The 12,551-nt window shown below is 61.6% G+C and carries 11 protein-coding genes, 4 tRNA genes, 3 rRNA genes and 1 pseudogene (1 of these 19 only partly in view); 17 read left to right on the top strand and 2 right to left on the bottom strand.

All coding sequences use genetic code 11. The annotated features are described in order from the left end of the window. The 3 genes from ASE82_RS09060 to ASE82_RS09050 form a co-directional block, all read left to right on the top strand. Positions 1-183, top strand: a 16S ribosomal RNA gene (locus ASE82_RS09060); it begins 1,304 nt to the left of the window's first position. A 269-nt stretch (positions 184-452) separates the two neighbouring features. Then, positions 453-529, top strand: a tRNA-Ile gene (locus ASE82_RS09055). 15 nt (positions 530-544) lie between these two features. Continuing rightward, positions 545-620, top strand: a tRNA-Ala gene (locus ASE82_RS09050). Between the two features lie 8 nt (positions 621-628). Here the strand turns inward: ASE82_RS09050 and ASE82_RS19395 are convergent. Next, positions 629-1,006: a hypothetical protein gene (locus ASE82_RS19395; RefSeq protein WP_162236719.1), complete on the bottom strand. Its 378-nt coding sequence runs from the start codon at positions 1,004-1,006 to the stop codon at positions 629-631. Positions 1,007-1,084: 78 nt separating this feature from the next. Between ASE82_RS19395 and ASE82_RS09045 the strand changes: the two genes are divergently transcribed. The 12 genes and pseudogenes from ASE82_RS09045 (at position 1,085) to ASE82_RS08990 (ending at position 10,100) form a co-directional block, all read left to right on the top strand. Further along, positions 1,085-3,880: ribosomal RNA gene (locus ASE82_RS09045) — 23S ribosomal RNA — on the top strand. A gap of 224 nt (positions 3,881-4,104) precedes the next feature. Further along, positions 4,105-4,219: ribosomal RNA gene (rrf, locus tag ASE82_RS09040) — 5S ribosomal RNA — on the top strand. Together the 16S, 23S and 5S rRNA genes with 4 tRNA genes alongside form the textbook arrangement of a ribosomal RNA operon. An 86-nt stretch (positions 4,220-4,305) precedes the next feature. Then, positions 4,306-4,382 (top strand) — tRNA-Met (locus ASE82_RS09035). A gap of 25 nt (positions 4,383-4,407) precedes the next feature. Continuing rightward, positions 4,408-4,484: transfer RNA gene (locus ASE82_RS09030), tRNA-Met, on the top strand. A gap of 438 nt (positions 4,485-4,922) precedes the next feature. Beyond that, a complete protein-coding gene (locus ASE82_RS09025) occupies positions 4,923-5,327 on the top strand; it encodes a TetR/AcrR family transcriptional regulator (protein WP_147420654.1) in 405 nt (134 codons plus the stop codon). A 913-nt stretch (positions 5,328-6,240) separates the two neighbouring features. After that, a complete protein-coding gene (locus ASE82_RS09020; protein ID WP_056061667.1) occupies positions 6,241-6,504 on the top strand; it encodes a hypothetical protein in 264 nt (87 codons plus the stop codon). Positions 6,505-6,518: 14 nt separating this feature from the next. Beyond that, positions 6,519-7,034 (top strand): SAM-dependent methyltransferase, encoded by a 516-nt coding sequence (locus ASE82_RS09015; protein WP_235524628.1) that lies wholly within the window; start codon positions 6,519-6,521, stop codon positions 7,032-7,034. Next, positions 7,031-7,294: a hypothetical protein gene (locus ASE82_RS09010; protein ID WP_056061665.1), complete on the top strand. Its 264-nt coding sequence runs from the start codon at positions 7,031-7,033 to the stop codon at positions 7,292-7,294. Before ASE82_RS09015 ends, ASE82_RS09010 begins: the two co-directional genes overlap by 4 nt. 21 nt (positions 7,295-7,315) lie before the next feature. After that, positions 7,316-8,548, top strand: coding sequence for a diaminopimelate decarboxylase (gene lysA / locus ASE82_RS09005; protein ID WP_056061660.1), 1,233 nt, complete (start codon positions 7,316-7,318; stop codon positions 8,546-8,548). Between the two features lie 148 nt (positions 8,549-8,696). Next, positions 8,697-9,248: a TspO/MBR family protein gene (locus ASE82_RS09000; RefSeq protein WP_056061657.1), complete on the top strand. Its 552-nt coding sequence runs from the start codon at positions 8,697-8,699 to the stop codon at positions 9,246-9,248. Continuing rightward, on the top strand, positions 9,245-9,607 hold the full coding sequence (locus tag ASE82_RS08995) for a thiol-disulfide oxidoreductase DCC family protein (RefSeq protein WP_056061654.1): 363 nt from the start codon (positions 9,245-9,247) through the stop codon (positions 9,605-9,607). Before ASE82_RS09000 ends, ASE82_RS08995 begins: the two co-directional genes overlap by 4 nt. Next, a pseudogene (locus tag ASE82_RS08990) lies at positions 9,604-10,100 on the top strand (DUF427 domain-containing protein). Before ASE82_RS08995 ends, ASE82_RS08990 begins: the two are co-directional and overlap by 4 nt. Before the next feature lie 193 nt (positions 10,101-10,293). Here ASE82_RS08990 and ASE82_RS08985 read toward each other — a convergent pair. Further along, on the bottom strand, positions 10,294-10,923 hold the full coding sequence (locus ASE82_RS08985; protein WP_056061651.1) for a TlpA family protein disulfide reductase: 630 nt from the start codon (positions 10,921-10,923) through the stop codon (positions 10,294-10,296). Positions 10,924-10,939: 16 nt separating this feature from the next. Between ASE82_RS08985 and argH the strand changes: the two genes are divergently transcribed. Both argH and ASE82_RS08975 read left to right on the top strand, forming a co-directional pair. Further along, complete coding sequence (gene argH / locus ASE82_RS08980) at positions 10,940-12,307, top strand: argininosuccinate lyase (protein ID WP_082441407.1); 1,368 nt, start codon at positions 10,940-10,942, stop codon at positions 12,305-12,307. Then, the gene (locus tag ASE82_RS08975) at positions 12,304-12,546 is read left to right on the top strand and encodes a hypothetical protein (RefSeq protein ID WP_056061645.1); all 243 of its coding nucleotides are present in this window, start codon (positions 12,304-12,306) and stop codon (positions 12,544-12,546) included. Before argH ends, ASE82_RS08975 begins: the two co-directional genes overlap by 4 nt. Positions 12,547-12,551 lie beyond the last annotated feature (5 nt).

Below are 12,551 nucleotides of genomic sequence, written 5' to 3'. Positions count from 1 at the left end.
CATGCCGCGGTGAATACGTTCCCAGGCCTTGTACACACCGCCCGTCACACCATGGGAGTTGGATTCACCCGAAGGCGTTGCGCTAACTCGTAAGAGAGGCAGGCGACCACGGTGGGTTTAGCGACTGGGGTGAAGTCGTAACAAGGTAGCCGTAGGGGAACCTGCGGCTGGATCACCTCCTTTCTAAGGATATCGGCAGAAAGCGCTGACAGGCCCGCATCTTATGGTGCCACCCTGTCGGAAGAGCTTCTTCCATTCCAAAGAACATTAGCCGCCGTCCTCATGTCCCTTCATCACTAGGTTAGTCCATAAGACGAGACAGCATCTGTTGTCTTGGCTGTGGGCAAGCTCGGCCAGCGCGCGAAGCGCGCCCCTGGGTCCCATCAAAGTAGTACTTTGATGGGGGCCCGATAAGGCGCAGTTCTGCTGCGTCTGACGGGCGCAGCGGGTGTGGGCCTGTAGCTCAGTTGGTTAGAGCGCACCCCTGATAAGGGTGAGGTCGGTGGTTCGAATCCACCTAGGCCCACCACACACAAGTGCGTTTGGGGCCTTAGCTCAGCTGGGAGAGCGGTTGCTTTGCAAGCATCAGGTCATCGGTTCGATCCCGATAGGCTCCACCATTTCGCAGTCAAAGAGACGAGGCAGCAAAGCTGCCGCGCACTTTGACAAGAACGGCCAGCGCTGAGAAGCGCGCCCATAAGGCGCGGCTTCGCCGCGACTGACGGGCTCGCGAGCAACGCACCATCAGCCACAACCTAGAGATGAAGAGAAACGGTTCGCCGTGCGAGAGCACGGTGATTGGGTCGAGACGACCCGTATTTGACATTGTGAATGGGTTTTTTAAAATCGATGCCGTGAGGTGCTCGATTTTGGAGACGAGGATTGCTTCGGCGGTTCGCAGGGCACTTCTGTGCAAGGCGATCTCAACGGGCAGTTCGAGGCTCCAGATATCGACATCATCATAACTAATAATCTGGCTGAGATTATAATCATCCGCACCTGACAAAGGCCAACGCGCACTGCTCTGCCGAGTTGGTGACCTCCTCTGGAGGCACCCAGTGATGTCGTTGGTGGTGTGGACTCTCAAGCGTGAGGTAAGGGCAATTCGTGGATGCCTTGGCACATACAGGCGATGAAGGACGTGGCACGCTGCGATAAGCGTCGGTGAGCTGTGAGCAAGCTTTGACCCGACGATTTCCGAATGGGGAAACCCACCTATCCCGATTAATTCTACCTGCGCGGTAACGCACAGGTCGAGTTAATTAGGTTAGGTATCACTTAGCTGAATACATAGGCTTCGTGAAGCGAACCCGGCGAACTGAAACATCTCAGTAGCTGGAGGAAAAGACATCAACCGAGATTCCGTTAGTAGTGGCGAGCGAACGCGGACCAGGCCAGTGCCTGAATTTCAACTAGTAGAAGTCTCTGGAAAGTGACGCCATAGCGGGTGACAGCCCCGTATACGAAAGTGAGAATTCAGGACTCGAGTAGGGCGGAACACGTGAAATTCTGTCTGAACATGGGGGGACCACCCTCCAAGCCTAAATACTCGTATGTGACCGATAGCGAACTAGTACCGTGAGGGAAAGGTGAAAAGCACCCCGATGAGGGGAGTGAAACAGTACCTGAAACGGATTGCCTACAAGCAGTTGGAGGGCTTTTATGGCCTGACAGCGTACCTCTTGCATAATGGGTCTGTGACTTAATGTATCAAGCAAGCTTAAGCCGATAGGTGTAGGCGCAGCGAAAGCGAGTCTGAATAGGGCGCCAGAGTTTGATGTATTAGACCCGAAACCCGGCGATCTAGGCATGACCAGGATGAAGGTGCAGTAACATGCACTGGAGGTCCGAACCGATTAACGTTGAAAAGTTACCGGATGAGTTGTGTTTAGGGGTGAAAGGCCAATCAAGCCGGGAAATAGCTGGTTCTCCGCGAAAACTATTGAGGTAGTGCCTCGCACGAACACCTTAGGGGGTAGAGCACTGGATGGGCTAGGGGGTCGCGAGATCTACCAAACCTAACCAAACTCCGAATACCTAAGAGTGATATGCGGGAGACAGACGGCGGGTGCTAAGGTCCGTCGTCAAAAGGGAAACAGCCCTGACCTACAGCTAAGGCCCCCAAATCGTATCTAAGTGGGAAAGCATGTGGGACTTCCAAAACAACCAGGAGGTTGGCTTAGAAGCAGCCATCCTTTAAAGAAAGCGTAACAGCTCACTGGTCTAAACAAGAGGTCCTGCGGCGAAGATGTAACGGGGCTCAAGATACGTGCCGAAGCTTAGGGTGTGCCACTTATGTGGTACGCGGTAGCGGAGCGTTCCGTAAGCCTGTGAAGCGATCTGGTAATGGGTCGTGGAGGTATCGGAAGTGCGAATGCAGACATGAGTAGCGATAAAGAGGGTGAGATGCCCTCTCGCCGAAAGACCAAGGGTTCCTGCGCAAGGCTAATCCGCGCAGGGTGAGCCGGCCCCTAAGACGAGCCCGAAGGGGGTAGTCGATGGGAACCACGTTAATATTCGTGGGCCTGGTGGTGTGTGACGGATCATGTGTGTTGTCATCCCTTATCGGATTGGGATGGCTTCGAAATGGTTCCAGGAAATAGCCCCACCGTATAGACCGTACCCGAAACCGACACAGGTGGTCAGGTAGAGTATACCAAGGCGCTTGAGAGAAGTGTCCTGAAGGAACTCGGCAAATTGCCTCCGTACCTTCGGAAGAAGGAGGCCCTCACTATGCGCAAGCACTTTGAGGGGGCACAGGCCAGGGGGTAGCGACTGTTTAGCAAAAACACAGGGCTCTGCTAAGTCGGCTTCAAGACGACGTATAGGGCCTGACGCCTGCCCGGTGCCTGAAGGTTAAGTGGAGGGGTGCAAGCTCTGAAATGAAGCCCAGGTAAACGGCGGCCGTAACTATAACGGTCCTAAGGTAGCGAAATTCCTTGTCGGGTAAGTTCCGACCTGCACGAATGGCGTAACGACTTCCCCACTGTCTCCAGGACATGCTCAGCGAAATTGAATTCTCCGTGAAGATGCGGAGTACCCGCGGTTAGACGGAAAGACCCCGTGCACCTTTACTGCAGCTTCAGAGTGGCATTAGGAAGAAACTGTGTAGCATAGGTGGGAGGCTTTGAAGCATCGGCGCCAGCTGATGTGGAGCCATAGGTGAAATACCACCCTGTTTGTTTCTGATGTCTAACCTCGTTCCGTAAGCCGGAACAGGGACCCTCTGTGGCGGGTAGTTTGACTGGGGCGGTCGCCTCCTAAAGAGTAACGGAGGCGCGCAATGGTGGGCTCAGGACGGTCGGAAACCGTCTGTTAGAGTGCAATGGCATAAGCCCGCCTGACTGCGAGACTGACAAGTCGAGCAGAGACGAAAGTCGGTCATAGTGATCCGGTGGTCCCTCGTGGAAGGGCCATCGCTCAACGGATAAAAGGTACGCCGGGGATAACAGGCTGATAACCCCCAAGAGCTCATATCGACGGGGTTGTTTGGCACCTCGATGTCGGCTCATCACATCCTGGGGCTGGAGCAGGTCCCAAGGGTTTGGCTGTTCGCCAATTAAAGTGGTACGTGAGCTGGGTTCAGAACGTCGCGAGACAGTTTGGTCCCTATCTGCCGTGGGCGTCGAAATTTGAGAGGAGTTGACCCTAGTACGAGAGGACCGGGTTGAACATACCTCTGGTGTACCAGTCGTTCCGCCAGGAGCGCAGCTGGGTAGCTATGTATGGACGGGATAACCGCTGAAAGCATCTAAGCGGGAAGCCTCCCTCGAGATAAGATTTCATAGAGCCGTCGGAGACCACGACGTTGATAGATCGGATGTAGAAGTGCGGTAACGCATGGAGCTAACCGATACTAATTGCTCTATTCGCGCTTGAGAGTCTCACACCATCAATGACAACACTGGGAAACCAGTAGCGACAAACGATGCGTGCGGATGATTAAGACGACGCCAGATTGCCAATCCCCTCGCCGTCGAGGGATTGGTCGAATACCACTACAAACCTTGCACGGTATCGATTTTAAACCCTCGGGCTTCGCAGCAATGCGAAGCCCGAGGGACCCAGATATGAACGCAAACGCATGTCGCACCGGCTCCATTGCCTGGTGGCTATAGCGTCGGTGTCCCACCCGATCCCATTCCGAACTCGGCCGTGAAACCCGACTGCGCCAATGGTACTATCGCTCAAGCGATGGAAGAGTAGGTCGTCGCCAGGCATTGAAGCCCGTGCAACATGCAAGCACGCAACATATCAAAAACCCATTCACAACGTCCCATACCCTCCTTCGCAACAGCGAAGTGTCGCGGGGTGGAGCAGCCCGGTAGCTCGTCAGGCTCATAACCTGAAGGTCACAGGTTCAAATCCTGTCCCCGCAACCANCCCTCCTTCGCAACAGCGAAGTGTCGCGGGGTGGAGCAGCCCGGTAGCTCGTCAGGCTCATAACCTGAAGGTCACAGGTTCAAATCCTGTCCCCGCAACCAACTCTATAGAACTACGATCGCCGCCCTTACGGGCGGCGTTGTCGTTTGTGGCCCAGGCCAGCAAATCCGACACCTTCGCCACCACCTCCGCCTCCGGACCATGCTCGCCGTTCGGGTAGATCGTTACGCTCTCGATGAGTGTCGCGAGGACAGACGCGGCCTCGGAACGGATAGTTACATCGTCTAGGGACGTCCGGAGCGCGGTTACCTTCTGGCTGAAACGCTCCAGCAGAACCGGAGGCGGCAGGATATCCGCGGGTTTGCGCGCCGTCGCGCTGACAGTCTGAGCCGACAGCCGCGCGAGTTCCGCTTCGCGGTCCGAGATCATGTCCATTAGGATGGGACTGACAAGGCCGCCCAGAAGATTTTGCGTGAGGTTGGAAAGCTCCACCTCAAGCAGCGGCGAATTGTGGCTCGTGCCCGACGCGCCCGCCAATAATGACAGAACGTGTTTCAGGCTTACGTCTTCCCCCCGCCTTTCTACAACTGGCAACACAGGCTTCGGAGGCATTCAAGGCGCGTCTGGAGAGGGCCGCCGATCGGAGAGAGGCGGTGGAAGCTATCATCGATATCATCGCCGACTCGGTCTGGGCCGAACCACGCACGTTGCTGCTCAGCTATGAACTCTATGCCTTTGCCGCGCGGCAGCCCCCGGTCACGGCAGTGATGCAACAGTGGATGGACAGCAGCCGCGTCGCGCTCGGTCGCTTTTTCGACCCGCTGACCGCGCGTGCGCTGGATGCACTGATCGAGGGTGTCGGCATCCACAACTCGATCGATGCGGCCCCCCTTAGTCGGGAGGCGATCCGCGTGGTTGTCGAACGAGTTGCAGGGACAAGTTGAGCTACAAACTGCCACGCGAACGCTGAAGAAATGGGGATTCACTATCGCCTCTGGCACGCGCTCGGCGCGTCCGCCTTCAATCTGCACGTCGCAACTGTATTGTATGCCGCGTTCACCTGTTCCAGCCTGACGACGATCAAGGCTATGGTTTCGGCGACATCGTGCCGTTGAGCCGCTGAAGCGCAGCCTGTCCAACTTCGAATTGCTGATCGGACAGTTGTTCTCGCGACGCTGTTAGCGGGCCTGATCGCGCTTCGTCTTGCGCGTAAGGAGCGACCGAAGGGGTAGTGCCGGCCAGGGGCAGCAGGATGACGCCCTTCGCAACTTGACGACTTAACCGAACGCCTTGCCAACACCGAAAACACGTCGCGACGTGGCCATAATGCTGCACCCACGCCGACGCCGCTCCCGAGCGCTTCGTGGCAATAGTCGTCCGATACCAAATAGTGTGTGGCATCGTTCGAGCCGCCATAGGTAAAGCTCGGTTTGGTCGTATCGTGGTCGCAGCCATACAGCGACACTGTGCCGTTGGTTTGGAACAGCCCGCTCTTGGTCGTGATGCCGATGATCCTGACGCTGCGTTGGCTATATTGCGCCGATAGTCGCCACGTCAGTAGCGCTTGGTTTCGCCTTCAGGGGTTGCAGCGCGTGTACTGACCGACAATCCCTCGGCACAGCGCTATCGAGTCCATCGCCGAGTCACGCGCGCCGATTTCTCGTCACCCGTAGTCGGTACCAGCAGGTCAATGCGCCGCTGTGTTCATGGCCTCCGCCCGCCCAAACGCGGTGAAGCGAAGGCAACACTATGCGCGCACTATGCGATCCGCGGGGATCGATCTCGCAGCGCTATGTCGCGGCTCGTAGATCATGAGCGCGGGCACGACGCTCGCGATACGAAAGGCAATGAGGCGACATGTCGTCTGAAACCATATCGGAACCCGATCCTGCTGGGCTCGTCATCTATGTCGGGCAGGATCGTGCAGGGCATTGGCTCGTGCAGGACAGCAGGCGCAACCTCGAAGGGCGTTTCATCTCCTACGGCGCGGCGATGAGCTACGCCCAGGCCGAGCGCGACATCTATCATGCGAGCGTCGAGATCGCCAACGCGCCGCTGATCCCGGTCATTTCGTTCGCCCCCGTTGGGCGCGACGAGCGCGCACTGCCGCGGGCGGCATGACGGAAGCGATGGCAATGAACACGCAAACTCGCCTGAACCGTCTTCACCCCGGCCCAAGCCCGAAGATCGCGACCAAAACCGCGATTCCAGGGTCGAAAGCCGCGATTCATGATCTGCGTTGGCCGGTCATCGCTGCCGCCCTTGCAACGTTGCGCGAAGACGGTCGTCACGCGGTCCGCATCGTCGATGCCGATTGCGGCGCGGGCTCGCTCCTCCTGCAAGCGGTGCATCATGCCCGGTCCCTCGGTTTCACGGCGATCGAGGGGCGCGGGATCGACGGATCGCCCGCGCTGATCGGTCGCGCCCGCGCGGCGGCGAACCGTTGCACCAACCTTGCGATCGGCACGACGTTCGACGTGGCGGACATGGTCACCGCCTTGCGTGAGGAGCATGATCTACCGGCCGATCTCGTGATCTGGCACGGCATGACGAAAGACCGGCGGCCAGAGGTGGCGTCGGCGTTGGGGAATGCAGCGCGGATCGTCATCGGCGACAACGTGACGTGGCATGCCGTCGGTACCGAAGCATGACGAAGCGTGACATCCTATGGCGGGGGATCGGCCTGGCATTGTGCGTGGGCGCGTGCAGCGTCGCGGTTGCGATGGACGGCTCGGCACGCGCGATGTTCGTATTCCCCTTCGCATTGCTAGGCCTGACACTGGCGATCAACGGCAAGCGGGTCATCATCGCACTTCGCGCCGAACGCCACGGTCATGCACGAACCGCCGAAGTGATCCATGCCGTCCGCGTCCGCCGCTATCGCCGCCGACTCGATCAACCGCATCCCTGACCTCGAGCCTCCAGGATCATCATGACGTATTTCGATCGGCGGGACAGTGGCCTGTGTGCCGAAGGCGTGCCGTTGCCGGCCATAGCCGACGCAGTCGGTACGCCCGTCCACGTCTATTCGGCAGCTGCGCTGCGCGACGCGGCCCGGCGTTTCACGGCGGCGCTGTCGATCCTGCCGCGGACGCGAACGGCGTTCGCGGTCAAGGCAAACCCGAACAGCGCGGTGCTGCATCTTCTGGCTGGCTGCGGCTTCGGTGCCGACATCGTCTCGGGCGGAGAGATGCGCCGCGCGCTCGGAGCCGGTATCGCCGCATCGGACATCGTCTTCTCCGGCGTTGGCAAGACCGATCGGGAACTCGCCGACGCACTCGACGCCGGCATAGGACAGTTCAACCTCAAGCTCGAGGAGGAGGGGCGGGTGCTCGCCGCGCTTGCCCAGGCGCGTGGCAAGCGGGCGGTCGCGGTTTTGCGCGTCAATCCCGACGTCGATGGCGGCACGCATGCCAAGATCTCTACCGGCCAGCGCGAGAACAAGTTCGGCGTGGCGATCGCCGATGCGCCCGCGATGTACGATCGCCTGTCACGACTCGATGGGCTCGATCTGGTCGGGGTCGCGCTCCACATCGGCAGCCAGCTCCACGATCTTGCTCCGCTGGAGGCCGCGTACGAGCGCATCGGTTCGCTGGTGATCGACCTGCGCGCCCGGGGCCACGGCATAACCCGCGTCGATCTCGGCGGCGGCCTCGGCATCCCCTACCGTGTCGACGACGTGGTCCCGACCCTCGACGCCTATGCCGCCATGGTCGCTGGGGTGACGCGCGACTGGGATGTCGACCTTATCTTCGAGCCTGGCCGGGTGGTCGCAGGACTCGCCGGCGTCCTGATGACGCGGGTGATCTGGGTAAAGCCCGGGGCGGACCGCCCCTTCGTCATCGTCGATGCCGCGATGAACGACCTGGCTCGACCAGCGCTGTACGATGCCTTCCACCGCTTCGAAGCCGTCGCGCCGGACGGCGAACGCATGGTCGCGAACATTGCCGGACCGATCTGCGAAAGCGGCGACGTGTTCGCGCTCGCCCGCGATATCGACCGGGTTCGCCGCGGCGATCTTGCGGTCTTTCATGCGACCGGGGCGTACGGTGCTGCGATGACATCGAGCTACAATTGCCGCCCGCTAAGCCCACAGGTCCTGGTCGACGGCGACCAGTTCGAGATCGTCGCCGACCGCTTTCTGCCCGAAGAGTTCGCGGCGTAGGTCGTACCGGGTCTGAACGGGAGAGGAGCAAGCTACGGGCATCCTGAAGCTACGACGGTGACGATCGCCGCGCTGGCCACGGAACGTCGCGGCCGCTGCTTCGCTGTGATGTCAGCGGGCGGCGTGCCCGGGGATTAGGACGGCGAGCATGACCCAGAAACCGAGCGATGCGATCACGGACGAACGTGGCGGTGGCCTGTCCCGTCCGGCTGCGCTTGCGGTCGTCATGGGGGTGCTCGGCGCCAGCGCGGTGCTCGGGCGACGTAACGCGCCCGACCCGTCGCATCCCGGTATTCGACGCTGGTACAAACGACTCGATAAACCAGCTTACACGCCGCCCGACGCCGCGTTCGGCGCGGTATGGCCGGTTCTGGAGACTGGCCTCGCCGTCGGCGGCTATCGGTTGTTGCGTCGTCCCGCCGATGCGCCGCGCAACCTCGCTGTCGGACTTTGGTTGCTGAACACGGGCATGGTCGGCGTTTGGACCGAACTGTTCTTCCGACGCAAGGCGCTCGGCCCCAGCGCGGTCGCGTCGGCCGCCATGATCGCGAGCGGGGCCGGTTATGTCGCAGCCGCGGCCAAGGTCGATCGCACCGCAGCGGCGACTGCGGTCCCGTTCGTCGCCTGGCTCGGGTTCGCGACCTTGCTTGCCGAGCGCATCTGGGAGCGGAACCGGTCCGACGGCCCGGGCAAGGCATGACCCGCCTAACGGTCTGGCATGATGGCGGATGTCCGCTGTGCCGACGCGAGATCGCGCTGATGCGTCGTCTCGATCGACGTAGCGCGATCGATTTCGTCGATGCCAGCAACGGCGACACGAGCTGTCCGATCGATCGAGCTGCGATGCTGGCGCGGTTCCATGCGCGCGAAGGGGACCGGATGCTGTCCGGCGCCGCGGCCTTCGCAGCGATGTGGCGCGCCATCCCGCTGCTGCGACCACTCGGGTTGGCAGCGCGCAATCCGGTCGTCCTGGCTGGTCTCGAACGGGTGTATCGGGCGTTTCTCCACGTCCGACCTCGCTTGCAGTCGTTCGCCCGGAAAGTTGATCGCACCGCATGAGGCCGGTCGTTCCCGATACCGCGCGACCGGGCCAGGAAAGCGTCTGGGATTATCCGCGTCCGGCGATCGCGCAGCGCAGCGATCGTCATGTCCTGATCGAGCACCGCGGGGTGACGCTCGCCGACACGCGGCACAGCGTCCGCACGATCGAGACGAGCCATCCGCCGAGCTATTATATTCCGCCCTCCGATATCCTGATGTCGGCGCTCAGGCGTTCAACGCGGCAATCCTTCTGCGAATGGAAGGGCAACGCGGTCTATTACGACGTCGAGATCGCGGGCGATGTCCTGCGCGATGTCGCCTGGAGCTATCCGTCGCCGACGCCCGCGTTTGCAGCTTTGCGCGACCACATAGCGTTCTATGCAGGCCCGTTCGACGGGTGCTTCGTCGATGGCGAACGCGTCATTCCACAGCCCGGCGAGTTTACGGCGGCTGGATCACCGCCGATCTCGCCGGACCGTTCAAGGGCGTGCCGGGTAGCCGCTACTGGTAGGTTGCCGCACGACGACCCTTATGCGCTCGCCCGCCAGTATGGGCGTTACTCGGTTCATCGCATTTCGATGTTGTTTACACCTTCGGCATAGCCGGACGCGTTAGAGGGGTGTGCCGGCCCGCCATCAACCTTTGGCTCGTCACCAAGGCGGGTCGGCACACCCTGTTCAAGATCCCCGAGCCGGATCAACGCGTTACGATGCCTCGGCGATCAGCTTTGCGGCGGCGGGCGTGTTCCATTCATAGCCGCCGGTCATCCGCCACACTTCCTTGCCCGCCGAATCGTACAGGATCGTGGTCGGCAGGTTCGCCTGATAGGCGAGGCTGAGGCCGAGCTTCGGGTCTAGATACGGCTTGAGCGTCGAGAACTTCTTTTCGGCGAAGAACGGCGTCACCTTCTCCGCGCCCTGCATATCCTGGCTGACCGCGATCACCTGAACCTTGCCGGCCAGCGACTTGGCGGCGGCATCGAGCGTCGGCATTTCCGCTACGCACGGCGCACACCAGGTCGCCCACATGTTGAGCAGCAACGGTTTGCCCTTGAACGATGCGAGCGTGACGGACTTGCCGTCTGGCGCGGTGAAGGCGACCGTTGGGCCGGTCTCGCCCTTGTGGCTGCGGTCGAGCTTTTCGGTGCTGGCGGCAGGGCCGGTCGCTTCGTCGGGGGTTGGGCCGGACGTAACCTCGTCGGCAGACACGGTGTTGGTGGCGACGACGTTTGCTTGCTCCGGCGCGGGCGATTTCCTATCGCAGCCGGCGACCAGCAGGCCCATCCCGACGAAACAGATGATGGGGCGCGAATTGAACACAGGACGCGAGAACATGGACGGTTCCAATTCGATGTGGGGCGGGCGGTTCGCCGAGGGGCCGGCAGCGGTCATGCGCGAGATAAACGCCTCTATTCCCTTCGACAAGCGCCTCTGGCAGCAGGATATTGCGGGCTCGAAGGCGCATGTCGCGATGCTCGGGAAACAGGGCATCGTATCGGCCGAGGATGTCGCGACGATCTCGGCGGGGCTCGACACGGTCGCGGCGCATTATGCCGAGCACGGCGTCGCGGAGGATCTGGTCCTCGAGGATATCCACATGCAGACCGAGGCGCGGCTGGCGGATGCGATCGGGCCGGTCGCGGGGCGGCTGCACACCGCACGCTCGCGCAACGACCAGGTCGCGACCGATTTTCGCCTTTGGGTGCGCGATGCGATCGACCAGGCGCTGGCGGCGCTCGCCGGGTTCCAGACGGCGTTGCTTGCGCGGGCGGAAGAGCATGCGGCGAGCGTGATGCCGGGCTTTACGCATTTGCAGTCCGCGCAGCCGGTCACGCTCGGGCATCACCTGATGGCGTATCACGCGATGATTTCGCGTGACGTCGGGCGGTTCGCGGATGCCCGCGCAAGGATGAACCGATCGCCGCTGGGCTCGGCTGCGCTGGCGGGCACGGGCTTTCCGATCGACCGCGCGATGACCGCCGTCGCACTCGGTTTCGACGGGCCGATGACCAACTCGCTCGACGGGGTCAGCGACCGGGATTTCGCGATCGAATACCTGACTGCCGCGACGCAGACCTCGCTACACCTGTCTCGGCTCGCCGAGGAGTTCGTGCTGTGGGCGTCGCAGCCGTTCGGGTTCGTCGCGCTCAGCGATCAATGGTCGACCGGCAGCTCGATCATGCCGCAGAAGCGCAATCCCGATGCTGCCGAGCTGGTCCGCGGGCATGCCGGACGCATCCTCGGCTGCATGACCGCGCTGATGGTGACGATGAAGGGCCTGCCGCTCGCCTATTCGAAGGACATGCAGGACGACAAGCCGCCGGTGTTCGAGGCGCACGACCTGCTCGCGCTGTCGATCGCGGCGATGACGGGCATGGTCGAGAGCGCGACGTTCCGCACCGATCGGATGCGCGGGCTGGCCGAAAGCGGCTTTGCGACCGCGACCGATCTGGCCGACTGGCTGGTGCGCGAGGCGGGGCTCCCGTTCCGCGAGGCGCATCATGTGACGGGGCGCGCGGTGAAGCTCGCGGAGGAGCGGAAGGTCGCGCTCGATGCGCTGCCGATCGACGACCTCAAGGCAATCGATGCGCGGATCGACGAACGCGTGTACGGCGTGCTCTCGGTCGATGCGTCGGTCGCCAGCCGGACCAGTTTCGGCGGCACCGCGCCCGACAATGTGCGCGCTGCGATCCGTGCGGCGCGGGGGGAAGTAGCATGAAACGGCTTTTTGGCATCGTTGGTTTGGCACTGGCCCTGTCGGGTTGCGGCGCAGCGGACGGGCTCGTCCCGGCGGAGGGCAAGACGCTCCCGATTGCGCCTTACGGTGCGAAAACGCCGCCGACTCCGGAGCAGTTGCTGACCCCCACGACGCAGCAACGCCCGCAGCGCAGCGACGAGCTGCTCACCACGTCCCAGCCGCGCCGCAGCGACGAGTTCGACCTGCCGCCGCCGAATTGAAGACC

The sequence above is a fragment of the Sphingomonas sp. Leaf230 genome, assembly GCF_001421745.1.
Lineage (GTDB): Bacteria > Pseudomonadota > Alphaproteobacteria > Sphingomonadales > Sphingomonadaceae > Sphingomonas.
The sequence above is the reverse complement of the archived record's forward strand: the minus strand, read 5'-3'. Positions and strand labels throughout refer to the sequence as shown.

Bases quoted from the DNA above. Each gene is read 5' to 3' on its own strand.
- ASE82_RS09025 (WP_147420654.1), top strand. From the start codon at position 4,923: ATGACAGAACGTGTTTCAGGCTTACGTCTTCCCCCCGCCTTTCTACAA.
- ASE82_RS09020 (WP_056061667.1), top strand. From the start codon at position 6,241: ATGTCGTCTGAAACCATATCGGAACCCGATCCTGCTGGGCTCGTCATC.
- ASE82_RS09015 (WP_235524628.1), top strand. From the start codon at position 6,519: ATGAACACGCAAACTCGCCTGAACCGTCTTCACCCCGGCCCAAGCCCG.
- ASE82_RS09010 (WP_056061665.1), top strand. From the start codon at position 7,031: ATGACGAAGCGTGACATCCTATGGCGGGGGATCGGCCTGGCATTGTGC.
- lysA (WP_056061660.1), top strand. From the start codon at position 7,316: ATGACGTATTTCGATCGGCGGGACAGTGGCCTGTGTGCCGAAGGCGTG.
- ASE82_RS09000 (WP_056061657.1), top strand. From the start codon at position 8,697: ATGACCCAGAAACCGAGCGATGCGATCACGGACGAACGTGGCGGTGGC.
- ASE82_RS08995 (WP_056061654.1), top strand. From the start codon at position 9,245: ATGACCCGCCTAACGGTCTGGCATGATGGCGGATGTCCGCTGTGCCGA.
- ASE82_RS08985 (WP_056061651.1), bottom strand. From the start codon at position 10,923: ATGTTCTCGCGTCCTGTGTTCAATTCGCGCCCCATCATCTGTTTCGTC.
- argH (WP_082441407.1), top strand. From the start codon at position 10,940: ATGTGGGGCGGGCGGTTCGCCGAGGGGCCGGCAGCGGTCATGCGCGAG.
- ASE82_RS08975 (WP_056061645.1), top strand. From the start codon at position 12,304: ATGAAACGGCTTTTTGGCATCGTTGGTTTGGCACTGGCCCTGTCGGGT.